28 protein-coding genes are annotated in these 24,627 nt (G+C 33.6%); 21 read left to right on the top strand and 7 right to left on the bottom strand.

What is annotated here, in order from left to right; all coding sequences use genetic code 11:
• Positions 1-31: 31 nt before the first annotated feature.
• The gene (locus tag CDZ89_RS12915; protein WP_157842735.1) at positions 32-826 is read right to left on the bottom strand and encodes an alpha/beta fold hydrolase; all 795 of its coding nucleotides are present in this window, start codon (positions 824-826) and stop codon (positions 32-34) included.
• A 259-nt stretch (positions 827-1,085) separates the two neighbouring features.
• On the opposite strand from CDZ89_RS12915, the gene CDZ89_RS12910 reads away from it, so the two are divergent.
• The 6 genes from CDZ89_RS12910 to mug all read left to right on the top strand — a co-directional run bounded on the left by CDZ89_RS12910 (position 1,086) and on the right by mug (position 4,726).
• The gene (locus CDZ89_RS12910; protein ID WP_100333784.1) at positions 1,086-1,655 is read left to right on the top strand and encodes a hypothetical protein; all 570 of its coding nucleotides are present in this window, start codon (positions 1,086-1,088) and stop codon (positions 1,653-1,655) included.
• A gap of 216 nt (positions 1,656-1,871) precedes the next feature.
• Positions 1,872-2,261 carry a thiol-disulfide oxidoreductase DCC family protein gene (locus CDZ89_RS12905; protein WP_096154853.1) on the top strand — a complete coding sequence of 130 codons (390 nt, stop codon included), beginning with the start codon at positions 1,872-1,874 and terminating at the stop codon, positions 2,259-2,261.
• Between the two features lie 25 nt (positions 2,262-2,286).
• Entirely contained in the window at positions 2,287-3,024 is a 738-nt protein-coding gene (locus tag CDZ89_RS12900) for a YwaF family protein (RefSeq protein ID WP_096154852.1), read from the top strand.
• A 531-nt stretch (positions 3,025-3,555) separates the two neighbouring features.
• Positions 3,556-3,834 (top strand): hypothetical protein, encoded by a 279-nt coding sequence (locus tag CDZ89_RS12895; protein ID WP_096154851.1) that lies wholly within the window; start codon positions 3,556-3,558, stop codon positions 3,832-3,834.
• Between the two features lie 79 nt (positions 3,835-3,913).
• Positions 3,914-4,195 (top strand): hypothetical protein, encoded by a 282-nt coding sequence (locus CDZ89_RS12890; RefSeq protein ID WP_096154850.1) that lies wholly within the window; start codon positions 3,914-3,916, stop codon positions 4,193-4,195.
• 27 nt (positions 4,196-4,222) lie between these two features.
• A complete protein-coding gene (mug, locus tag CDZ89_RS12885) occupies positions 4,223-4,726 on the top strand; it encodes a G/U mismatch-specific DNA glycosylase (protein ID WP_096154849.1) in 504 nt (167 codons plus the stop codon).
• Positions 4,727-4,764: 38 nt separating this feature from the next.
• On the opposite strand, the gene CDZ89_RS12880 is transcribed toward mug, so the two are convergent.
• Positions 4,765-5,163 carry a VOC family protein gene (locus tag CDZ89_RS12880; RefSeq protein WP_096154848.1) on the bottom strand — a complete coding sequence of 133 codons (399 nt, stop codon included), beginning with the start codon at positions 5,161-5,163 and terminating at the stop codon, positions 4,765-4,767.
• 122 nt (positions 5,164-5,285) lie between these two features.
• Here CDZ89_RS12880 and CDZ89_RS12875 point away from each other — a divergent pair, with 122 nt between their 5' ends.
• The 14 genes from CDZ89_RS12875 to CDZ89_RS12810 all read left to right on the top strand — a co-directional run bounded on the left by CDZ89_RS12875 (position 5,286) and on the right by CDZ89_RS12810 (position 19,310).
• Positions 5,286-5,867: a YdcF family protein gene (locus CDZ89_RS12875; protein WP_157842734.1), complete on the top strand. Its 582-nt coding sequence runs from the start codon at positions 5,286-5,288 to the stop codon at positions 5,865-5,867.
• 64 nt (positions 5,868-5,931) lie between these two features.
• Entirely contained in the window at positions 5,932-6,528 is a 597-nt protein-coding gene (locus CDZ89_RS12870; RefSeq protein WP_100333782.1) for a hypothetical protein, read from the top strand.
• 189 nt (positions 6,529-6,717) lie between these two features.
• Positions 6,718-7,113 carry a hypothetical protein gene (locus tag CDZ89_RS12865; protein ID WP_100333781.1) on the top strand — a complete coding sequence of 132 codons (396 nt, stop codon included), beginning with the start codon at positions 6,718-6,720 and terminating at the stop codon, positions 7,111-7,113.
• Positions 7,114-7,188: 75 nt separating this feature from the next.
• The gene (locus CDZ89_RS12860; protein WP_100333780.1) at positions 7,189-7,530 is read left to right on the top strand and encodes a hypothetical protein; all 342 of its coding nucleotides are present in this window, start codon (positions 7,189-7,191) and stop codon (positions 7,528-7,530) included.
• Between the two features lie 4 nt (positions 7,531-7,534).
• Entirely contained in the window at positions 7,535-8,068 is a 534-nt protein-coding gene (locus tag CDZ89_RS12855; RefSeq protein ID WP_100333779.1) for a GNAT family N-acetyltransferase, read from the top strand.
• 120 nt (positions 8,069-8,188) lie between these two features.
• Positions 8,189-8,941, top strand: a complete 753-nt coding sequence (locus CDZ89_RS12850; RefSeq protein ID WP_157842733.1) for a polymer-forming cytoskeletal protein — start codon at positions 8,189-8,191, stop codon at positions 8,939-8,941.
• Between the two features lie 160 nt (positions 8,942-9,101).
• Entirely contained in the window at positions 9,102-9,548 is a 447-nt protein-coding gene (locus CDZ89_RS12845) for a PNPOx family protein (RefSeq protein ID WP_100333777.1), read from the top strand.
• Between the two features lie 197 nt (positions 9,549-9,745).
• Positions 9,746-10,948, top strand: a complete 1,203-nt coding sequence (locus tag CDZ89_RS12840; protein ID WP_100333776.1) for an EAL domain-containing protein — start codon at positions 9,746-9,748, stop codon at positions 10,946-10,948.
• Between the two features lie 184 nt (positions 10,949-11,132).
• Positions 11,133-13,334 carry an alpha/beta hydrolase family protein gene (locus CDZ89_RS12835; RefSeq protein WP_100333775.1) on the top strand — a complete coding sequence of 734 codons (2,202 nt, stop codon included), beginning with the start codon at positions 11,133-11,135 and terminating at the stop codon, positions 13,332-13,334.
• A 247-nt stretch (positions 13,335-13,581) separates the two neighbouring features.
• Positions 13,582-14,091, top strand: coding sequence for a PTS sugar transporter subunit IIA (locus tag CDZ89_RS12830; RefSeq protein WP_100333774.1), 510 nt, complete (start codon positions 13,582-13,584; stop codon positions 14,089-14,091).
• Positions 14,092-14,110: 19 nt separating this feature from the next.
• Positions 14,111-15,526 (top strand): PTS system trehalose-specific EIIBC component, encoded by a 1,416-nt coding sequence (gene treP, locus CDZ89_RS12825; RefSeq protein WP_100333773.1) that lies wholly within the window; start codon positions 14,111-14,113, stop codon positions 15,524-15,526.
• A gap of 267 nt (positions 15,527-15,793) precedes the next feature.
• Positions 15,794-17,494: an alpha,alpha-phosphotrehalase gene (treC, locus tag CDZ89_RS12820; RefSeq protein ID WP_100333772.1), complete on the top strand. Its 1,701-nt coding sequence runs from the start codon at positions 15,794-15,796 to the stop codon at positions 17,492-17,494.
• A 55-nt stretch (positions 17,495-17,549) separates the two neighbouring features.
• Positions 17,550-18,266, top strand: coding sequence for a trehalose operon repressor (gene treR / locus CDZ89_RS12815; RefSeq protein ID WP_176483843.1), 717 nt, complete (start codon positions 17,550-17,552; stop codon positions 18,264-18,266).
• A gap of 150 nt (positions 18,267-18,416) precedes the next feature.
• Positions 18,417-19,310, top strand: coding sequence for a chemotaxis protein (locus tag CDZ89_RS12810; protein WP_096154834.1), 894 nt, complete (start codon positions 18,417-18,419; stop codon positions 19,308-19,310).
• A gap of 271 nt (positions 19,311-19,581) precedes the next feature.
• Here CDZ89_RS12810 and CDZ89_RS12805 read toward each other — a convergent pair whose 3' ends face one another.
• From CDZ89_RS12805 to CDZ89_RS12785, 5 genes are all read right to left on the bottom strand, one after another.
• Entirely contained in the window at positions 19,582-20,064 is a 483-nt protein-coding gene (locus CDZ89_RS12805) for a YkyB family protein (RefSeq protein WP_096154833.1), read from the bottom strand.
• Positions 20,065-20,141: 77 nt separating this feature from the next.
• Positions 20,142-21,638, bottom strand: coding sequence for an HD-GYP domain-containing protein (locus CDZ89_RS12800; RefSeq protein ID WP_096154832.1), 1,497 nt, complete (start codon positions 21,636-21,638; stop codon positions 20,142-20,144).
• 217 nt (positions 21,639-21,855) lie between these two features.
• Positions 21,856-22,362 carry a L,D-transpeptidase family protein gene (locus CDZ89_RS12795; RefSeq protein ID WP_406564927.1) on the bottom strand — a complete coding sequence of 169 codons (507 nt, stop codon included), beginning with the start codon at positions 22,360-22,362 and terminating at the stop codon, positions 21,856-21,858.
• 144 nt (positions 22,363-22,506) lie between these two features.
• A complete protein-coding gene (locus CDZ89_RS19955; RefSeq protein WP_176483738.1) occupies positions 22,507-22,680 on the bottom strand; it encodes a hypothetical protein in 174 nt (57 codons plus the stop codon).
• A gap of 96 nt (positions 22,681-22,776) precedes the next feature.
• On the bottom strand, positions 22,777-23,646 hold the full coding sequence (locus CDZ89_RS12785) for a metallophosphoesterase (RefSeq protein ID WP_096154830.1): 870 nt from the start codon (positions 23,644-23,646) through the stop codon (positions 22,777-22,779).
• A gap of 155 nt (positions 23,647-23,801) precedes the next feature.
• On the opposite strand from CDZ89_RS12785, the gene fadH reads away from it, so the two are divergent.
• The gene (fadH, locus tag CDZ89_RS12780) at positions 23,802-24,566 is read left to right on the top strand and encodes a 2,4-dienoyl-CoA reductase (RefSeq protein WP_100333770.1); all 765 of its coding nucleotides are present in this window, start codon (positions 23,802-23,804) and stop codon (positions 24,564-24,566) included.
• Positions 24,567-24,627 lie beyond the last annotated feature (61 nt).

Raw genomic sequence — 24,627 nt, 5'->3', positions numbered from 1 at the left:
AGGCAATCAAAAAAAGCAGCCATAGCATTAGCTAGACTGCTTTACTCGTCTCATTTAATTGAACCTTCTTTAAAAAGTTTAGACAAAGTTCATTAAAGACATCGCTTTGTTCAATGTTACAAACGTGTCCGCAATTAGGGATTATCTCCATAATGGAATTATCTTCATTTGCTACATAATTTACGGTATTATCTAAAAACATATGATCTTCCGAGCCAGAGATATAAATCTTTGGAATCGTATTTTTCGTTTTCATTAATTGTTCATAGGTCTTAAAGCATTTCAATCCTGAATGAATCCAACTGATATAAGCTTCTTTTGAAAGTTTATATGCTTCTTTCACAAATGCTTTTCGAGAATTAGAGTGATTTTTTTTAGGTAAAAGAACTCTAGCAAATACTTTATAAGGCACCATATGAGGTAAAATAGTTCGTACAGGATAAAGCATAGAAAGCTTAACGAGAACCTCTCCCCATTTTTTTAGCTTTGGTGTTGCACCACCAAGTATCATCGATTTAATTCTTTCCGGTGCAAGTATAGCTACCTCTTGCATGATAATTGTTCCTAAAGATATGCCGATAAAATGGGCAGACTTTATTTTAAGTTGATCCATCACTTTAACGGTTTGCTCTGAAGCATATTCAAATAGATTAGCACCGTCTATAAATGGTGATTTTCCATGCCCAGGTAAATCAAGTAATAATAAATTATAAGATTCTCTTAGTGGTTTTAATTGTTTATAAAAAATGGAGGCGTTTCCGCCGAAACCGTGTAAAAAGATAATCCATTCTTTTGAAGTTGCATGTTTTATTGTTTTATAGTGCATAGCGAACCTCACTGTCATTAAGTTTATATAAACGATATTTAATACCCTTACTGATAATTTTAAAACATTTAGTATACAGTATACACAAAATTGTATAGGTTTCTCAACCTATCATACTAGGAAAATATGAATATTTTCTTACAATCTATGAAAAAGAAACCACTTCTTACTAAATAATAGAAAAATAACTAAATATATACAAAAAGTTGTTGTGTTAATATTTGTTTTGGAAAAATCGTAAAATTTTGGAGGATTTAGCATGAAGAATTGGAAAAATATTTCCATCATTATATTGTCTTTAAGTGTTATTTTTTTGACCTTTAAACAATACGAAACAAATCAGTGGGAAAAAAGACAATTAAGCCTATATGTTAACCATTTGTACTATTCGATTGATGGTTTGCTATATTCAATAGAGCAAATAGTAAATGATCCAACTAATGAGTTAACAGAACAAAATGTTAAAATTATAGATCAGAAAGCTAGAGAGCTAGAACATATAACTAGGTCAGGTGTCTATGTTAATGAGGATCTATATAGAGGTTATGGGGCTAGTTATATTATACTCTTCGTTTTATACGGGGGGATAATTAATTCTAATGAGGTAGATGGCATTTGGAAAGATGGAAAGTATAACGAAGAAATGGGAGTAATGCTAGAGTATTTATATGAGGATATAAAGACTGTACATGCTATGTTATATTCAGAACAGACACGTCAAGAAAAAGAAAATGCTACAATAGATGATGTTAATAAAGTAGCAAAATATTTATCTTCAATAGAATCATTTCAATATTTATCAAAATATAAAAGACAACAAAATAGATAAGGTAGTTTTTATTATTAATACATTTCAAGCGGTTGATTTCCGCGCAAGTCGTAGACTCCTGCGGGAGTAGCGGGGGACTGGAGACCCCACAGGCGAAGCCGAGGAGGCTTGCGCGGAAATCAACAGCGTGTTTAAAAGAACCTACTTTGAAAAATTTGTACCAAATGGGATAAGATAAATTATAGAGAATATTATTAAAACAAGGGAAGTGGCAAAATGCCTTCGATTGTACTTTTTGATGGTGTTTGTAATATGTGTAATGGTGTTGTTAAATTTATTTTTAAAAGGGATAAAGATAGAGAGTTTTATTTTGCTTCTTTACAGAGTGATAGAGGACAACGAATACTTAAAGAACATCATGGAAAACAGGTGGATAGTGTTGTTTTACTTCGTGATGGCCAGCTGTATTATTTTTCAGATGCTGCCCTGCATATAGCTAAAAAGCTGGACGGTGGATGGAAGTTGTTTTTTATTTTTATCGTCATTCCAAGAAAACTTCGCGATTTAATTTATAAATTTATAGCCAGGAATAGATACAAATGGTTCGGAAAGAAGGAAGAATGTATGCTTCCAACGAAAGAAATGAGAGAGCGTTTTCTAGAATAGAATTTGTAAAAGTGGGGAGATAAAAATGAATCCTTTTTTTGATCCGAGTAATGCCTCTAATAGTTCTATCTTTTTTTCAACTTCACATATTGTTGTACTTGGTGTTATGTGCATACTTATCTCATTATTGTATATCTTTAGAAAACAAAAGTGGATGAAGTCGAAAATAAGGTGGGCGATTTTACTATTACTTATTATCACGGAGCTTGGATTGAATATTTGGTATTTCTCAACAGATTATTGGAACGTTATGTATACATTACCGTTTCAATTATGTTCCATTAGTATTTATTTATGCGTATGGATGCTCCTGTTCAAACAGAAACTTATTTTTGAAATGGTTTATTTTCTAGGGTTAGGTGGAGCAACTCAAGCGTTACTTACTCCAGAACTATTTTTTGACTTTCCTCATTTTAGATTTTTACATTTTTTTATTGCTCATATTTGTATTATTTTAGCAGTGTTATATATGGTTTGGGTGGAAAAGTATAAAATAACTTTTTCTTCCTTGTGGAAAGCGTTCTTATGTTTACAAATAGTCGCTGCCTTTGTATTTTTAATCAATAAGTGGACATTAGGAAACTACATGTTTTTAGCAAGAAAACCCGAAAACCCTAGTTTAATTGATTTGTTAGGTCCATACCCGTGGTATATCTTATCCTTACAAGCAGTTGTACTAGTAGTATTCTTCTTACTATATCTCCCTTTTTCCCCCATTTGGAAAAAGAGTATAAATGTTAAGAAACAACAAGAAAGCAACTAAAGAAAGGTGCCGGCAAGTTTAATTTGCCATCACCTTTCTTTTTTATTTGGCTATGTTAAAGGTTGCTGTTGATTTCCGTGCAAGGCTTCGCTTTCCGCGGGCGGTAAAAAGGAAGGTTATTTTCACTGTCGTGAAAAAACCTACTCCTCGGCGCAAGCGCCTGTGGGGTCTCCCGCTTCTCCCGCAGGAGTCTCAGCCTTGCACGGAAATCAACAGGTAAGTATATAAATATCAACACTAAGCTTTAACACAACCTTTTATTTAATAAGCTTACTCTTAATGAATTTATATGCTCCGAAAAAGATAAAGGCGAACGCTGTTACTATTACAATATCAATTAAAATTTGCATGTTTTCTTGTCCCTTCGGTTATATTCACTAACTCTTATTTTACTAATGAAACATAATAGAAACAAGGTTAAGTAAGTATTATGTTGTAATAATTGAAATATTTCTGTAAATATTTCGTAAAATATTCTGTCAAATGATCTCCTTCATACATAACTTGTATTAAGGAAGGAGGAGTTAATAAGTGGAAGAAATTCGTCATATGCTTTTGTTGCTTTCGTTCATATTATTGTTTTTCTATGGACTATTAGCTGGTTTAACGTACACAAGTATCCAGACTCAAATAGATAAAATGGAAGTGTTAGAGGAACAGTATATCCAACTTGAAGAGTCTGGAAATACTCCATACGTTTTTAAGCAAAGCTATATAAGAGAATTTACAACGTACGAGAGATTGCAGTCAAGGATGCAATCGTTCTGGATGAAATGGATTTTCGATTTTCCTGATTTTAAAAGTCCATAATCAAATACCACCATTTCGGTGGTTTTCTATTTTTCTTTTCTTTATAATAAATATAATAAAAAGGTTGAGGGTGAAGGACTTGGAAACTTTTATACATGTAGTTTTATATGCAATTTTATTTGTAAGTATCATTTCTTCCATATACGGTTGGTTTAAGGTGAAAGTGTTTTTTTATAACAAAATTTATATAGTACCCTTTTTGTTTTTTCAAATTGGAACGTTTTTACTGACAATCGCAGTTTTCATTATTAGAGGATGGACTGGGTTAGATGTTGGAATTATTGGCTTTCTCTTTATGGGTATTGGACTCATTTCAGGTACATCTATATACATTATAAAAAAACTAAAAGGAAACATGTAAATAAATACGGTTAGTAGGAGGAACAAAATGTTTGATGAAATTCAAGACCATTTAAAACATAATTTGAATATCCTTTTTGTTGGATTCAACCCTAGCATTCGGTCAGGCGAAACAGGTCATCATTTCGCAAATCCAACTAATCGTTTTTGGAAAGTTTTATACAGGGCTAATATTACGCCAATCTTATTAGAAGGTGAAGAAGACTATAAGCTGCTCGAGTTTGAATGTGGGCTTACAAACATTGTGGCTAGGCCAACCAAAGCAGCAACTGACATTACGAAAGAAGAGTATGAGGTAGGAAGAGTTATCCTAAAGGAGAAAATAGAAAAGTACAAGCCGAAAGTAGTTTGTTTCGTTGGAAAAGGTGTTTATGAGCAATTTGCGCAAAAAAAATCTGTTCCATGGGGAAGACAAGATGTTTCCATCGTAAAAGGGACGATTGATTTTGTAGCACCTTCTTCAAGCGGATTAGTTAGAATGAGTATAGATGAGATTACCGATATATATAAGCAAATTCATAATTTATTCTAGTAAAGGGATGAATCTGCTAAATAGATTCATCCTTTGTGCTATTGCGAATCCTTTGGTGCCACTAACTCTACTTTCATTCGATCAGGGTCTTCAAAGAATACAGCATAATAATTTGGTCCACCAGCATATGGGTGCTTCTCTTTATATAGAACGGTGTAGCCTTTCATTTCCAATTTAGTTGTTAGCTCGTCAACCTGTTGTTTTGATTGTGCGTGAAAAGCAAGGTGATTTAATCCAACACGGCATCGGTGATATGGAATTCCTAAATGTTTTGCTTCAGCTTGAACAAACACAATATATGTTTCATTCTTCTTCCAACTAACACCTAATTCCCATTCTTGATATTTATCATAGTTTAGTTCTTCTCCTAACAACCAATCCCAAAACAGTCGACTCTTTTTTAAGTCAGATACGTATATTTCAATATGATGAATCATAATCCTGCACTCCTTTTTAAAAAAGAATATCATATTTTTGAATATTTTTGAAAGTTGATATTACAGATTATGGGAGCATGATATATACTAGAATAGTAGAACGGTTGAGAAGAGGAGAACCATTGAAAAAGAAGTTATTAAAACTTATTAAAGTAATAGGAATCCCACTCGTAATCTTTTGTAGTATATATGTATTAACAATTCATTTAGTTATTAGCAATACAGCAAATAAACAACCGCCAGATGATTTAGATTACATCGTTGTGCTTGGTGCGAGGTTACATGGCGAAACAATGTCTCTTGCCTTGCTATATAGAGTAGAAGCAGCTTTGAAATATTTACAAGAAAATCCAAATACGTATGTCATTGCATCTGGTGGACAAGGTCCTGGCGAAACCATTACGGAAGCGGAAGCGATGAAAAGATATTTTGTGAAAAATGGGATAGCAGAAGAAAGAATAATAGAGGAGAAAAGATCTACTACCACTTTAGAAAATCTTTCGTACTCTAATGAATATATAAGTGAAGGATCTTCAGTTGGTATTGTAAGTAATGATTTTCATCTATTTAGAGCAAGCTTTATTGCTAAACGGTTAGGTATACATCCATACACCATTCCAGCCAAAACCCCAACTGTCGCTAAACCTAAATCATGGAGTAGAGAATACATAGCTGTTATTAAATCATACCTTTATGATAGGTAAACAATAGAAATGTAATTCACATTCCTGTAAACTATTAATAGAGAAATGAAAGGGAGTTATACATATGTTATTAAGGAAACTAATCATCTTAACTTTCATTACTTTATTACTTTCTGCTTGTGCAGAAATAAGTATGGAAGAGGAAGACAAAATTATTGTGGATGCTTTTCATATTATGGACTATATAAAGGGCAGTAAATGGGAAGAGCTATCAGAGCATGTACATGAAGACGTAGGTTTACTTTTCTCTTTATATGCAAATGTATATGAAAACGACGTTGTCTTTTCAAAAGAGCAAGTGGCACATATTGAAAAAGACACTGAAGTATACAATTTCGGTCATCACTTTGCTACAGATCATACGTATGAAATGACCGCAAAAGAATTTATTCAAGAAGTATTATTACGTCATGAGATTGGAATAAACAAAGGACAGGAAATTGAATACAGTGACACAGCCTTTAACACTTCTCAAGTGAAAAGTGCAGGCATTATTAATAATATTCATGAAGTGTACCCTGAAGCTTTCTACGTTGAATTTTATAGTCCTTCAACAGGAGAAATGGTTGAAGAAGATTGGCAGGCCCTTCGGTTTGTATTTCAAAAAGAGCGAAGACATTGGTATTTAGTTGCTATCGTGAGAGATGTTCATTCTCCTTAATCTAGGAACAATTTAAGAAAACTATCATTTTTTCTATGAATCACTGCATATAATGTAGTGATTCTTTTTTATTTTTGGACAACTTGTTGAAAAAATAAGTGTTTAACTATGTGCGTCGGTTAAAAATCCCATTTATAAACAATTCAACTACTATTCTTACTAAGTAATTATTATAGGGGGAAAAAATACATGATTAATGAGAAACCTACTATTTGGGACCATCCTATATGCCTTTTTGGAATACCGACTCTAATTATGACAGGTGGAGTATTTTTATTAGTGATGACAAATGCACGGAACGGAGCACTGCAGTTTATTCCTACGATTTTTATTTTACTCGGTTTGGCTGAATTAGTTCGTTCTGTTGCTAGAATGCAATATGTGCTTACAAGAAGGCAACAAACGGAGATAAACCAGAAAAGTGGATATGGAACTTACATATTAAGTTTTATCACGACTATTATTTCTATCCTGTTTTTTGTTATGGGAAAAATGACACTAGAATCGGTTTTATATATTCAATTAAGTATCGCCATATTAATTTATCCTATCTTACAACTAGTATTTATTGTAAGAGACAGCTAAGTTTTAACGATCAATCTACTTTCATAGTGTATCAAAGATAGACTAATAGAAAACATCATTAGGAGTGAATAGAAAATGAGAGGGAAATCTATTGTTTTTACATTTATTGGTGTAATATTAGTAGCAAGTTTTCTGCTTTTATGGAACCCTCATGTTCGAGGTGTTGTTAAGATACACGCTACGAATTCTTCTTATGCATTACTTACGGATTCAGGTAATAAGGAAACAGTAATGAGTAAATGGGATGATGGGGAAGGACTATTTACTATACTAAACGAATTAGAAACAAATGGGTGGCAATTAGAAGAGCAAACGGGCAATTTATTTTTATATGTTAAGTTAGAAGAAGTAAAAATAGTTACCATTAAAAAATGGACAAACCATTATGTAGTTGCAGAAATAGTCACAGGGGGATAAGAAGATGAAACAAACGCCAACTCTCGAGTCAGATAGATTGCTTTTAAGAAAATTGAAAATGAGTGATGCTTCAACAATATTTCGTTATTTCTCAAATCCTGAAATGACGAAATATTATGGAATGGAACCGTTTGTAACAATTATTGAAGCAGAAAAATTCATTAAAGACTTTTTAGATGAATATACGCTTATTTTAAGATGGGGAATAGTGGAGAAAAGCACAAATAAGTTAGTTGGAACATGTGGATACCATGCTATTTCAGAAAAACATATGCGTGCAGAAATTGGTTATGAGATTGACATAGCTAGTTGGGGGAGTGGGTACGCAACAGAAGCTATTACTAAGTTAGTTGAATACGGGTTAACCGAAATGAAATTACATAGAATCGGTGCAAACGTGTTTCCAGAAAATAAGTCTTCAAGAAGGGTATTAGAAAAAATAGGATTTAAACATGAAGGGCTGCTCCGTAATTATTTATTCCAAGGTGGTAAGTCTCACGATGCAAATGTCTTTTCTATCATTAACACTCCTTCTTAACTATAATCTCATTCTTCAGACGGATAAATATTCATTCTTGTATACGAAGAATTAATTCCAACTCTGTAATAAACTATACATAATAAGTTTTAGATGAGAATTTGGGAGGAGAATCATATAATGCAAACGGAACAAAAATACGATGATTTACGAATAAACGGTAGTATGGTTGTAACAGGTGGGACATTTAACACTGTAGCTGTAAATGGTAGTGCTACTTTGAACGGAGATATTCATTGTAAAGAATTTAAGATAAATGGTACATGTGAAGTAAAAAGAAGTCTTAAAACGGAAAAGGGTACTGTTCGTGGTAACGCTGAAATTAAAGAAGATTTATATGTTGGCGATTTTAATATTTACGGAAATGCTTCCATGAAAGGGAATATGTTCGCCTCTATTATTAACGTGAAAGGGGCTTGTGATGTCGGAGAATCATTATCTGCTGAACATATTCAAACATATGGTAGGTTAAGAGTTGGAGAGAATTGCCAAGCAGAAGATTTTTATTCAGAAGGTTATTTTGAAATTGGTGATACTCTAAAAGCTAACTCAGTGGAATTAATTATGCGTAATCATTCAAAAAGCTCTGTAGAAAAAATATTTGCCGAGAAAGTACATGTTAAAATGCAAGAGGACAACACGTTAGTAAAAGTGTTGAAATCAATATTTTCAAGTAGCACTTCTCGTGGAAGGTTAAAAATCGAAGAAATTCACGGTGAAACCATCACATTAGAAAATACTAAGGCAGAACTGGTAAAAGGTAACAATGTTACACTAGGAAAAAATTGTATAGTAGAACTAGTAGAATATAGTGACACGTTAAACATAGTAGCTAATGCAATAGTCAAAGAATCACGTAAGATCGAAAAATGAATTTTTAGAAGCGTAAGCATAGTTTATTGCTTTCTCTTTTTTTTATGGTATAAGGTTTTTTACGTTAGAAAAGGGTAAAATAAAGTAGTATATTTTGGATTAACAAGAAAAGGTTGTATATAATGTACCTATAGTACATGAAATAAAGGAGGAATTAGTTTTGCCTAAAGCTGAAGAAAAATTAAATCAATCATTAATAGACCTTTTACAAGGTGAGAAAATTGTTTCATTAATTACAACAGATAGTAAGTCAAATAAGCCAAACTTAAGTATCGTATCATGGTTAGTAGCTCATCAAGACGGAAAGACAATTAAATTTGCACTTGGCCATAAAGCAGAAAGCGCATTTAATATTGAGAAAAACCCTGACCTAATACTAGGTGTAATTGGGGCAGGGAGCTGCTACTCTATAAATGGTAAAGGAACGGTATCGGATACCATTGATAAAACGATGAAATACAAAATGGTAACCGTTGAAGTAGAATCAGTAGAAGATGTTATTTTTTATGGTGGAAAAATCACATCAGAACCAAACTATGAAAAAACATATGATGCAGAATTAGCGAAAAAACTCGATGATGAAGTTTATGAAATGTTAAAAAACTAATACTTTTGTGCGAGCCTTTACACAGAGGCTCGTTTTTTATATACACTATATAATCTTTATAAATAGTATTAAAGTAGTAATTATTTGAAAATTTCTATGTTTTTTCTTTATATATTTTTTTTCTTTGATAAAATGAAAGGAGAAATGTCGAAAAAAGGCGAATTGATACATGGTATTTGTTTGTAGGAGTGATTATAGTGAGTAACTGTAATGGAGAAAAAATAGAGAAATCCATATCAAATTTAATTCAAAATCTAGGACAACTTTATGAGAATTGGTTTACGTTAAAATTTGTCCCACCAAATGAATTTATCGTCATGGAGAAAAAAGTAGGAATTGGTACATTTACAGAATGGTCTCCAACGGTAGGTAATGAAATTGTGGTAGAAAGTATATTTCCAAAGTTACAAAAAAAGCTACGAAATGTGATGTTTTCGTTACAAACATCTACATATCGTGAATCGATCATAAGTAATCAAAAATCACTCGTGATAGATATAAACATCGTTCCATTTCAAATAGAAAAAGAGTTTTTATTTGTTATATTATGTAAGGATGTAACAAAAAAGGTTCAACAAGAGGCGGAAAACAAAGAAGGATTAAAAAGGTTACAACGCGCTTTACTTCTTGAGTATGAAATGAAAACAGCTATCCGCAAAAAAGAATTTGAAGTATATTACCAACCTAAGTTACATATGAAGGCCAATAAAGTAAACTTTGAAGCGTTAATTCGTTGGTTTAATCCGAGAATAGGGGAGATTGAGCCGTCAGAATTTATCCCATTAGCAGAGAAATATAAATTAATTGAACCAATTACTAGTTATGTTTTTGAAAGAATTGTATCTGAATATGCTGTATTATCAGGAACTTTCCCTAATGCAGTAGTAGCGATAAACCTTTCTCCAGATTTGTTAACAAAGAAAGAGTGGATAAACAGCCTTCCTTCCCTGCTAAATAATTTTGGAGTGCAACCTTCTTCTTTTGAATTAGAAATAACAGAAAAATTTGTACATGCTAATGAAAGTATAAAAGAAGGTATGGAAACGTTAATATCATATGGATTCACCATTACATTGGATGATTTTGGATCAAAATACTCTTCTTTACAATACTTACAAGAAATTCAGTGTCATAAAGTAAAAATAGATAAAGTGTTCACTAGAAATTTGCAAACTGTCATAGAAGAAAGGAAAATATTTAGAAAAATAATTGATTTTTCTCATAGTTTAAATCTAGAGGTAGTAGCAGAAGGAATGGAAAGCGAACAACAATTTGAAACGTTGTTTTCATATGGATGTGACGAATTGCAAGGCTTTTGGATTGATAAACCGATGGCCTTAACGTCTTTGTTAAAGAAGGCGACAAAATATTCAATGTTAATAGAACAAAGAAAAAAATGAACATTAAGAAACGCTAAGTGAGCCAATGACTTAGTGTTTTTGCTTTGTATACGAAATTTTATGATGATTAGAAAAGGAAGAACATTCTTTTTGACGAATTAGTAAAGAACGGCTTACCATAGGTTGTAGTTAATAGTAGCAAACCTTGTATATAGACATAATCTGAAAAAAACGAGTGGTGTATATGAATTTTAATGAATTTTCACAAAGATGGCACAATCGATTGCTTAGTAGAAAAAACAATATTAGAGCAATTATTCTCTTTTATATTTTCTTCTTTATTACGTTTATGAGTTTTTATTTAACAATAGGAGTAGGAAAGTGGTTTGATGTATTATTTATCGTTTTAACCGCATTACTTACAACCTTTGTTGCCTACTATGGATTTTATTTTATTATTTGGATATTTAAAAGCTTTCCCAATTACTTCTTAGCTTTACTAGCTGCAGTTACTCTAACTTCTTATGTAGTTAGCCTATTCTTAGGTCCGTTTTTTGCCTATATTGCATATGGAATTATAGGTATAAGTGGATTGACTGCAGTCATTTTCTATCTCTTAAGAAATATTCAATTGAACATTTTTGTCAAATGTGCTATTGGATTATTCGTTTTTTCCATTCACATATTAGGCATTTGGATCGTTGCCAACCCTGGTACAGAAGGACAATGGAACAATACAAACATAAAAGAAAAGGGAGAATATAATCAATTACTGGACAGTGGTCCATACAATGTACAGGCATTTACATATGGTAGTGGTGATGATAAACAGCGAAGCGAATATCAGGATGGTATTACATATCAGTCAGATAAAGTAAATATACGTTCTTTTACTGTTCAACCGAAAGGATTGAATAAAAAATTTCGAGAATGGTTTTGGGGTTTTGACTTTTCTAAAGTTCCGTTAAACGGACGAGTTTGGATGCCAGAATCACAAATCGAACGATTACCACTAGTGCTAATCGTTCATGGAAATCATAACATGGTGAAGTTTTCAGATGAAGGGTACCAATATCTTGCTGAACATTTAGCTAGCAATGGCTATATAGCAGTAAGTGTGGATGAAAATTTTTTAAATTCGAGTAAACTTGGCCATGTTGGTTGGGATAATGCTGCAAGAGCATTAGTGTTATTAAAGCATTTAGAACAGTGGGAAAAATGGAATAATGACAAGGACCATGAGCTGTATAATAAAGTGGACTTTGAAAAAATTGCGCTAATCGGGCATTCAAGAGGTGGGGAAGCTGTTAGCCTTGCTGCCTTGTTTAATGAATTAACTCTCTTTCCTAACAATGCAAGAGTATCGTTAGACTTTAACTTTAATATAAAGTCTATCATAGGCTTATCCCCTGGTGATAGACGATTTCAACCAGGAGGAAAGCCAACCGAACTACAGAATATAAATTACTTAACGTTGCAAGGATCAAATGATACAGACCATACAACGTTTAACGGGATGAGGCAATACGAGAAAGTAAGTTTTTCGGATGACTTTGACGGGTTTAAAAGTAGCATATATATATATGGTGGAAATCATGGACAGTTTAATACAAGTTGGGAAACAGACCGGACGGCTCCGTACTCATGGATAGTGAATAGAACAGAAGTAATTGACCCTAATATGCAAAGAAGAATTACACAATTTTATATACTTTCTTTTTTAGAAGCAACGTTAAATGATAAACAAGAGTTCCGGGGATATTTCTCTAATAAACAAAGTGCGTTATCAAACATTCCAACAGATATTTTACGTATACGCTATGAAGATAGTACGTTCCTACCTATTGCTACGTTTGAGGAAGATGTTGATGTTACAACGACAACTATCGATGGTGGGGAGATTATTGGAACAGGTATGCGTGTATGGAGAGAGGCTGCTATTTTACTGCGAAATAGTGAACCGCAAGAAAATCAAGCAGTGAAATTAGGATGGCAACAGTCCAATGCCAGGTATGTTGTAAAGCTTCCAATAGAAGCATTAGTAAATGCAAATAGCGATACTGTTTTACGTTTTGATGCCATTCAATTACATGAAGAGAAGTATAGACAGTTCGGGGTGCCATTGAAGGAAGAAGTGAAAAATGAAGCTATACCAATTACAGTTGCGTTAAGACCTTCTGGTGTTCAAAGACATGATAGTAGAATTGCTACAAATATATGGATTGAACCAACCTATTCATCCAACCTTTATAAATGGAACTGGTGGAATAACTTGTTAGGCAATAAGTATGAACATGTATTACAAACTTATGAAATACCTCTTTCGACGATAATAGACTCTTTTAAGTCTAAAAATTACGATGACATTGTAGAAATTGAGTTTCAGTTTAATCATGGAAATAATGGATTAATTTATCTTGATCAAATTGGTTTTTCGCAAAAATAATATACACATTAGCTCCCGAAAAAGTATGTTATAACATCATGCTTTTTCTGGGAGTTTTTTGTGTGAGTTAGAAACTATCTTACATAGGGTATGGAATTTAGTATTTATTACAAACTATTATAGAAACAAAAGAGTTGACTATCTTGTATATACAAGATAATATTTATTTTGAGTTGTATATACAAGTTTCGTGTTTTTATTGTTGTAAATGTAAGCGGTTATTTACAAACTACTGGAGGTTTTATATATGTTTAAAAAACTATTCGGACTAAAAGAAGAAACAACACAAGTAAAAGAAGAAGGGATTTTTGCCCCGTTGTCTGGAAAGGTTGTGGAATTAGAAAATGTTCCTGACCCAACTTTTTCTCAAAAAATGATGGGCGACGGACTTGCCATTGAACCTACAGAAGGTAAGGTAGTTTCGCCGGTTGATGGTGTAATTGTTCAATTCTTTCATACAAAACATGCTATTGGAGTTAAATCAAGAGCGGGTGCTGAGATTTTAATTCATGTTGGTTTAGAAACAGTAGCTATGAATGGAGAAGGATTTGAAGGCCATGTGAAAGAAGGAGACAAAGTTAAGGTGGGAGATCTACTAATAACTTTTGATTTAGCCTTGATTAAAGAAAAAGCAGCAAGTACCATTACTCCAATCGTAATTACTAATGGAGAAATAATTGACCAAATGGAAAAGAAAACAACAAATGATGCAATAAAAGGTGAAACAGAAATAATTCATTTTTCTGTAAAGGGATAAATTACAGGGGGAGCTATTAATGGATATTAGAAAATCAACAGAGCAAATTATTGAAGCAATCGGAGGAAAGGAAAACATTAGCGCTGCAACACACTGTGTAACTAGACTTCGATTAGCTTTACATGATGAAGGTAAAGTAGATCAAGATGCATTAGAAAAAATTGATGTTGTAAAAGGTTCTTTTTCCACTAATGGACAATATCAAATTGTTATTGGTAATGGAACAGTTAATAAAGTTTACAAAGAAATGGTAACCCTTACTGGGATTGGTGAAGTTTCAAAAGATGAAGTGAAAAAGGCTGCTGAGAAAAATTTAAATCCAATACAGCGCGCAATAAAAGTATTGGCAGATATCTTTATTCCAATTTTGCCAGCAATCGTTACAGCTGGTCTATTAATGGGGATAAACAATTTATTAACGAATGCAGGTATTTTTTATGATAATGCTTCTGTGATACAAATGCATCCACAGTGGGCAGACTTAGCTAACATTATCGATCTCATTGCAAATACAGCATTCGTATTCTTACCAGGGCTAATAGGTTGGTCAGCTGCAAAACGATTTGGCGGAAGTGAGTTACTTGGTATCGTTTTAGGGCTAATGCTAGTTCATCCAGGTTTATTAAATGCTTGGGGTTACGCAGAAGCACAACTTGAAGGTGAGATGGAAGTTTGGAACTTGTTTGGATTCGAAATTGATAAGGTTGGTTATCAAGGACAAGTTTTACCCGTTTTATTTGCAGCCTTTGTATTGGCGAAAGTAGAAAGGTTTTTAGCTAAACGTGTGCCAGATAGTTTTCACTTGTTAGTTGTACCACCAATTACTTTATTGTTTACTGGATTTTTAACATTTATAGCAATCGGTCCTATTACGTTTACAGTTGGTAATTTCTTAACAGGAGGATTCGTTTCCTTATTCGAAGCTGTGCCGTTTTTAGGTGGTTTAATTTATGGAGGCTTTTATGCACCATTAGTAATTACAGGTATGCATCATACTTTCTTAGCAGTTGATTTCCAATTAATTGCAACGATTGGCGGAACTTTCTTATGGCCAATGGTAGCTTTGTCTAACATTGCGCAAGGATCTGCAGCATTTGCAATGATGTTTGCGACGAAAGACGAAAAGCTTAAAGGTTTAGCTTTAACATCTTCTATATCTGCATGGCTTGGAATAACAGAACCTGCTATGTTCGGAGTAAACTTGCGATATCGTTATCCGTTTATTGCAGCAATGATTGGTTCAGCAACAGCAGGTATTATCATTACAATTGCCGGTGTATTATCACCAACAATCGGAGTAGGTGGACTACCAGCATTCTTCTCCATCCCGAATGAATTTTGGCCAATCTTCTTCTTAGGAATGGGGATTGTACTAGTAGTACCATTCACACTTACATTTATCATTGCAAAATTCAAAAAAGAAAAAGGCAGTTAAATTTGGCTATGTTATTGCTTAAGGTATATTTTAATTAATTATAAGCTGTTGATTTCCGGGCAGGCTGAGACTCCTGCGGGAGAAGCGGGAATCGGGAGACCCCACAGGCGCTTGCGCGCCGAGGAGGCTTCCGGCCCGCCCGCGGAAAGCGAAGTCTTGCCCGGAAATCAAAAGCGATCTTTAACCCAACATTAAAATAAAAAAACCAGACCCCTTGTGTACACATCGCGAGGGGTCTACTTCCTAAATTTAACTAGAGGTGAAAAAATGAACTTACAAAATAAACATAATCCATGGTGGAAAAAATCGGTCGTTTATCAAATTTATCCGAAAAGTTTCAACGACACATCCGGAAATGGTGTAGGAGATATTCAAGGCATTATAGAAAAATTAGACTATTTAAAAGAGCTCGGCGTAGATGTGATCTGGCTTACACCAGTCTATAAATCACCACAACGTGATAATGGATATGATATTAGTGACTATTTCTCGATTCACGAAGAGTACGGAACAATGGATGACTTTGAACAGTTATTACATGAAGCTCACAATCGTGAAATAAAAGTCATTATGGATATCGTAGTTAATCATACTTCTACTGAACACGAATGGTTTCAGCAAGCAAAGCAATCTCATGATAGCCCTTATAGAAATTACTACATATGGAAAGACAGTAAGACAGATGGAAGCGAGCCAACAAATTGGGAGTCAAAGTTTGGTGGAAATGCATGGGAATATGACGAAAAAACAGGTCAATGGTACTTGCACTTATTCGATGTAACACAAGCTGATTTAAATTGGGAAAACGAAGAACTGAGAGAAAAACTATATGAAATGATGACCTATTGGTTTGAAAAAGGGGTCGATGGATTTCGTCTAGATGTTATTAATTTAATCTCAAAGGACCAAAGCTTTCCAGATGATGACGGTTCCGTTCCCCCAGGTGATGGAAGGAAATTTTATACAGATGGACCTCGTGTACACGAGTTAATGCAAGAAATGAACAAAAAGGTTTTTTCTAAATATGATAGTATGACGGTTGGGGAAATGAGTTCAACAACGATAGACCATTGTATTAAATATACAAGACCTGACCGAAATGAATTAAGTATGACGTTTAATTTCCACCATTTAAAAGTAGACTATCCAGGCGGAGATAAATGGACAGTGGCAGACTTTGACTTCCTACAACTAAAAGATATTTTATCAACTTGGCAAGAGGAAATGTACAAAGGTGACGGTTGGAATGCACTCTTTTGGTGTAATCATGATCAACCGAGAATTGTTTCAAGGTATGGTGATGATAAAAAGCACCATATCGAATCAGCTAAAATGCTTGCAACTAGTATGCATTTAATGCGAGGAACTCCTTATATTTATCAAGGCGAAGAGTTTGGAATGACAAACCCTGGTTATGTAAAACTCTCCGACTATCGCGATGTTGAATCATTAAATATTTTTAAAATAAAAACAGAAGCTGGTATGAGCGAAGAAGAGGTTTTGGAAATCCTTCGTCATAAATCAAGGGACAACTCACGTACGCCTGTACAATGGAATGGAGAAAAACATGCAGGGTTTACAACGCATGAACCATGGATTCCTGTTGCGTCTAATTATAAGGAGATTAATGCAGAAGAAGCATTAAAAAATCACGACTCCATCTTTTATCACTACAAAGAACTAATTAGGTTGAGGAAAGAGTACGATATTATTACGACAGGTGATTTCGAATTAATTTTAAAAGATCACCGAGAAATATTTGCTTATATTCGTAATGGAGAAAATGAAAAACTTATTGTCATAAACAATTACTACGGTAAAGAAACACAATTTACTTTGCCTAGTAATGTTGAAATAGGGTCCCATAAAGTAAACGTTTTACTTTCTAATTATAATGATAGCACTACGAACATAAACCAATTTACCTTACGACCTTACGAATCTGTTGTTTATCATTTAACGATGTAATGATAAGATACATTCAGATGCATCAATTATTATGATACGAACACAGGTGATTAAAATAATGAATAATAAGTACAGTTCCATTTATGAATATTTTGTAGATGAAATAGAAAATAAAAATTTGAAACCTGGTTTTAAACTGCCATCAGAACATAAGTTAATGGAGCAGTTTGATACATCAAGAGAAACAGTAAGAAAAGCATTAAGCTTATTAGCTCAAAATGGTTATATACAAAAAATACGTGGTAAAGGGTCAGTTGTATTAGAACTTAATAAATACAACTTTCCGATTTCAGGTTTAGTTAGTTTTAAAGAGCTTTCCTCTAAAATGGGTAGGAAGTGGGTAACAGAAGTTCATGCATTGGATATTATCCAATCAAACAACGTGTTACAAACCAATTTACAATGTAAAGAAAATGAAAAAGTATGGGGTGTTATAAGAACTAGAAGTGTGGATGGGGAAAAAATAATACTAGACAAAGATTTTTTCTTACAAACACACGTGGAACAGCTTACAAAAGAAATTTGTGAGACTTCTATTTATGAATATTTAGAAGAGGATCTGCAATTACAAATAAGCTTTGCGAAGAAAGAAGTTACAATTGAAGAAGTAACGGAAGAGGATAAACGTCTATTAGATTTAAATGGTCATACACATATCGTAGTCGTGAAAAATTTTGTTTATTTAGACGACGCTACACTTTTTCAGTATACAGAATCAAGGCATCGACTAGATAAATTTAAATTTGTAGACTTTGCAAGAAGAGTGAAGTGAAATAACAGCTCTACATCCCATTTGGTTGGATGTAGAGTTGTTTTTGTGTGAAAAGATATAATTATACTAAATAGTTTTCAAAACTTGAAAAATGACTATGTAAACCGATATATAATAAAGATAAACATCGAATGGGGAAGGGCGTACAGTATGAATAATAAACGAGAAATTTTATTAGATACAGGGACAAACGAAGTAGAATTTTTAGAATTTTATTTAGAGAATTCTAGCTTTGGTATAAATGTGTTAAAGGTAAGAGAGATAATTCAACCGATAGCTGTAACGAAAATTCCACATGCACATCCTTTTATAGAAGGAATTGTAGAATTACGAGGGGAAGTTCTTCCTGTAATTAAACTACGAACAGCATTAAATCTTCCTGATAATAGTGATGCAAAAAATGACAAATATATTATTACAGAATTTAACCAGATGAAAATTGTCTTGAGAGTAGATCACGTCACACAGATTCATCGTTTAACATGGGAGAAGATGGAGAAGCCAACAACAATTAATAGTGGTCTAAATCATTATGTTACTGGTGTTGTAAAATTAGAAGATAAGATGATGCTATTATTAGATGTAGAACAAGTAATGTATGAAATTTATCCTAATTTAACAAAAGTGAATATGACGAATGAACATAAACAAAAAAGAAATACTAAAAAAGTTGCACTAGCAGAAGACTCTCCTATGTTACGTCAGCTTTTGTTAGACACGTTGCAAGAAGCGGGGTATACACACGTTAAGTTATTTGAAAATGGTGCGGAGGCATGGCATTATTTCGAGGAAAAAGTGAAAGAGGGTAAAGAGAAATTGGATATCCTAATAACAGATATTGAAATGCCTCAGATGGATGGTCATAATTTAACAAGAAGAATAAAAGAAGATCAGGAATTAAAAGCAACTCCTGTGATTATTTTCTCTTCATTAATAAGTGAACAGCTTCGACATAAAGGTAATTATGTTGGTGCAGATGCACAAATAAGTAAACCAGAAGTTAGTTCATTAATACAGGTTATGGATGAAATATTAAAAATATAGCTTTGTTAAGTTTAGTATTGATAATTAAATACTAATACCTGTTGATTTCCGTCCAAGGCTGAGACTCCTGCGGGAGAAGCGGGGAATGCGAGACCCCACAGACGCTTGCGCCGAGGAGTAGGTTTTTTCACGACAGTGAAAATAACCTTCCTTTTTACCGCCCGCGGAAAGCGAAGCCTTGGACGGAAATCAACAGCGAACTTTAACACAGCCAAAAATATAAAAAAACTACCCCATTTCATTTGTTTACGAAATGGGGTAGTTTTTGTTTTTAACGATAACTTTCTCCTAAGCGTTTGAAGACAGGTTTTTGATAAGTAGTACGCTTATGGTTAGAAGCAAGATTATTGGTTTCGCTAGGTGGTGATATGCTTACATAGGATTGTAATAATTTTTTTGCTGTGGAAAGTGACATGGATGTCTTTGGGTTTCGATATTGTTCATCCAGCTCCCCTAGATGAGGTAATTCGGCGAAGTCATTTTTTGTAGAAGGAATGTGGAAAAAATAATCTCCTGCTTGAATTAATACATCTGATTGTTGATGACTTTTTTTCGGATTTCTTGAATAATGTAGTCCTTTTTTAATTGCTTTTCCTTCTAATAACAACTTTTCAATCGCTTTTCTTTTTAATAAGTATAAAAAAGAAGGGTCTGGCGCAGTTTTCGCATGTTTATTAACCGTAAATATCGCGCGAGAGAGGTTTTCAACAGAAGGTTGTATGGAGGAATCAGCCTTTTGGAAACTATTTGGCATAAAAGTGTTTGCTCCTTTCATTTTTGTAATTTATTATACTACTTTTGGCATGAAAAAGAAAGAAGCTTAAACCGTCACTAAAGTTTGCGTCCAAGCTCCTCGTTACAAATCACTTTCAAAAAGGCATTTACAAACTGTGGATCCCATTGAGAACCTTTTCCTTCAATAAGGATCGATAATGCTTTTTCCTTACTCATTCCTTTTCGATATGGTCGGTCTGAAGTCATGGCATCAAAAGCATCTGCTACTGCAATAATCCTACCGAAAAGAGGAATCTCATCACCAATTAATTTATCAGGGTATCCTTTTCCATCTAACCGTTCGTGGTGACTCCTTACCCCAGGGATTAATGGTGCCATTGCATCTTTCGGCATAACTTGTTCTAAAATTTTTGCACCTAATACAGGATGTCGTTTTATTTCGTTAAATTCTTCTTCTGTTAGTTTCCCATCTTTTAATAATATTTGATCTTTTACACCGATTTTGCCAATATCGTGTAGTAGGGCGGAAGTTTTTAGTTGCTTTAACGTTTCTTCATTTAACCCGATTTCTTGTCCTATTAATTCAGATAGTTTACTAACTCTTAAAGAATGCCCCGCCGTATACGGATCTCTTGCATCAAGAGTAGTAGTTAAAGTTTGATAAAAACTTTCAATAAGTAATTGATTGGTTTCATTTTGCTCTTTCAGACCTTCTACCATTGAATTAAAGCCGGAAATCACTCGAGAAAATTCGTCACCATATAGATCGGTAGAACGAGTAAGTTCTCCTTGCTTTACATTCTCCATACCTTCAATTAACTGGTTAATAGGCTGAATGATGTCTCTGAATAAAATATATGCACCCAAAAAAGAAAAGAATATGGCCATTATTAAAATAATGATTGCCCAGTCCCAAAAGTTTGCGTCAATCAGCATCATGTCAAATCTAACCTGAGTAGCTAAACTAAACAACATCAAAGGGAAAATAGCGATAAATAGTGTACTGAACAAAAATTTATTTTTTATTGAAACAAGTACTTCCCCTTCTAGTGAAAGGGACATATTATAATGTTTTTTTGATAAATCTTTAAAATGTAATAGTACAGTCTGAATAGCTTTTGTCGTCAAGAAAAACTCAATAAAAGCATGCATTCCTGCAATTAACATTGCTCCAGTAGTTGCAAGTAAAACATATCTGTAAGGCATCTCAAGCCATCCTATGTGAATAAATAAAACAGCTAAAATTATCGCTGGTAAGGTAATACCTAGAAAGTGCGGTCCTAAAATACGTTTAACTGTTAAGGTTGGAAATTGATGCGTATAGATAAATTTCTCCTTTAACTCTGAATAAGAAGGTAATTCAGATGTAAAGACGCTTTTTATCGGCTGAAGGTGTTTTTTAAACATTATTAGTTCTGCAATACACATGACAGAAAATGAAATAACTAGAATAAATGCCATAATATTAATTTCTATAAATGATAGATCTAACGTAGTAAAAATCATAACTCCACCAATGCCGATAACTGCAATGGATGAGCCGAATATATAGTTAAAGATTAATTGCTTAACGAATCGATTGTACGTTGCCATTTTCCCCTCTTTTCAAACTAATTAGGTACCCAAGATAATTTGTTTCTTGGTCACTACCAAAAAACAAGCAATTGTGATATTTCATCAGTTACGTTTTTAATATATTTATGATGATTATTATAATATTAATTGATACAAAGTGGGAGATTTTTGTGTTACTAATTTACTAGTAAAAATGTGATATTTAACAGTTTCGTAACATTATTATGATTTTTTGTTATGGACGTATATATACAGCAGTCCCGTTTGGAACAATCGAAGATAGTTTTAAAACATCTTCGTTATACATTCGGACGCAACCTCTTGAAACGGCTTTTCCGATCGAAGAAGGGTCATTCGTTCCGTGAATTCCATAAGATAGTTTCGAAAGAGATAACCACATAGCTCCAAAAGGTCCTCCAGGATTTGGGGCGCGATTAACGATTACGTAATCTCCTACGGGAGTATTAAATAACATTCTTCCGACTGCAATCGGAAAAGTTTGAATGACTCCACCGTCTTTTTTCAAAGTTAGTTTTCTACCATTTATGGAAACTTCGATAGAATATGGAATAGATTCTTTTGGTGGTAAATTTGGAATGATAATTTGTTGACCCGGATATATAAGATTTGGATTGGGAAGTGGATTAGCTTGTAGTAGCTGTTGGAAGGTTCTACGATAGTCTAGAGCGATTGAATTCAATGTCTCACCTGGTCTTACGATATGAATGGCCAAGAAGCTCATCTCCTTATGGAATAAATTAATCTTTAATAGATCGGGCTTGATTAGCAAGAAATCTGCTCACCTCAATACTTAGTAAACAGCCAAGTACAAGAAAAAATATAAAGAAACCGAAAGATGGATTAGCCATGCTTTCGGTACTATCTCCTATCTATAATAAAACGGATATGGCCGGTAATATGGATATGGCGGATAATAGTAAGGGAACGGTGGGTAGTAATATCTAGGTCTGAATAACAAAGGACTAACTGCTAATCCTGCCACAAATGGCAATAATGGGAAATAGCGCTGGTCGCTAGCCTGATAATTACGGTAATGCATAGACATACGCCTCCTTTTATATTTTCTATTTATCATATGGAGGTTTGTTGGGATTTGCGCATGTCTATGTGTATAACTATATAACAAAGAGAATGTCTAATTATCCAATGATTCTAACGTAAATACAGTTAATTCTGGTGGTGCAAAAAATCGATACGGCTCTCTAGTAGTACCTAACCCTCGATTCACGTAAAGAGTTAAATCGTTTAGTTCATAAAAACCTTCCACATATTTACTCCCAAGCGGAGGAGTTATAATGGGGCCAAAAAAAGGTATTTGAACTTGCCCAGCATGCGAGTGGCCAGATAGTTGTAAATTAACCGAAAATTCTTCTGATATTTCGTACGCTACATCTGGTTCATGCACTAATAAAATGGTGTATGCACCTTCTGGTATATTCTTTAAAGACTGCTTGAAATCTGGTCTACCTAACATTAAATCATCTACACCAGCAATAAAAATCTTGCTATTGTCTATCATTTCAATTGTTGTATTTTCGTTTTTTAGCAATGTAAAACCCGCCTCATTCATAACTTCCACATAAGTCTCTGTTCCGTATCCACCATGATCATGGTTTCCGAAAATCGAAAACTTTCCAAATGGAGCATCAATCGCCTTTAATATCGGTATCAATTTTTCAGCTTTTTCGAATTCAAGTGGGTCATCCATTAAATCTCCTGTAAAAAAAACTACATCAGGTTTTTCTTTATTAATTTTCTCTACAACGTTTTTTAAATCATTTATTTCAAATGTGTGCCCAACATGAGTATCAGAAAACTGTACAATTTTTAAGCCGTCAAAGCTGGTTGGGATATGCTTATTTTTTATGGAATAATGGTTTGTTGTAATCATCTTCGGTTCCAAATAGCGCGCGTAATAATATCCTAATCCAGTCGTAATGATACCTGTAAGGGATAAGCTGAAAATATATTTTAAAAAACTTCTACGAGTTAATTTATTTGTCATAATACCAAACCCAATCTTTTAAAATTCATCATGATTATATCATTACTAAGAGTTGTTTGCTCGCATATAAATAGAATAATAATCTTTATATTCGAAATAGTTTTATTTTTTATGTAAAATAAAAGATGCAATGAATTTGGTTAGGAGATGAGCTATTGGAAAAGAAGGTTGTTATCATAACTGGTGGATCAAGTGGTATGGGGTTGTTTATGGCAAAAAAATTCGCACATGAAAATTATCATGTCGTTATTACGGGTAGAAATTTAGAAAGACTTTTAGAAGCAAAGGAAGAAATAGAGACGGAAAGTAATTCAGTTTTAACTATTCAAATGGACGTAAGGTTACCAGAAGATGTAAACCTGATGGTAAAACAAACAAGTGAAAAGTTTGGGCGAATAGACGTGTTAATCAATAATGCAGCAGGGAATTTTATTTGCCCTACGGAAAAATTGTCGGTAAACGGATGGAAGTCGGTTATAGATATCGTATTAAATGGAACATTTTATTGTTCATCAGAAGTTGGCAAGTTTTGGATGGAAAATGGTCATAAAGGAAGCATTATTAATATGGTTGCTACTTACGCTTGGAACGCTGGTGCTGGAGTGGCACATTCCGCAGCAGCTAAAGCTGGAGTTCTTTCTCTAACTAGAACATTGGCAGTTGAATGGGGAACTAAATATGGTATCCGTGTAAATGCAATTGCACCAGGGCCAATTGAAAGGACTGGTGGAGTGGCAAAGCTTCTTCAATCAGAAGAAGAAGCGAAGAAAATTGTCGAGAGTGTACCGCTAAAAAGGTTCGGAAAACCGGAAGAAATAGCAGAGTTAGCCTACTTTCTTAGTTCAGAAAAGGCGGCATATATAAATGGTGAATGTATTACAATGGACGGTGGGCAATGGCTCCAACCGTTTCCTTTTTAACATGTCTAGGAGATTTTCCACAAGTATAAGAATATATTTGCTTAAATTAATCAAATACTAA

This window comes from Bacillus alkalisoli (genome assembly GCF_002797415.1).
Lineage (GTDB): Bacteria > Bacillota > Bacilli > Bacillales > Bacillaceae_I > Bacillus_CD > Bacillus_CD alkalisoli.
This window is presented reverse-complemented; position numbering and strand designations above follow the sequence as displayed.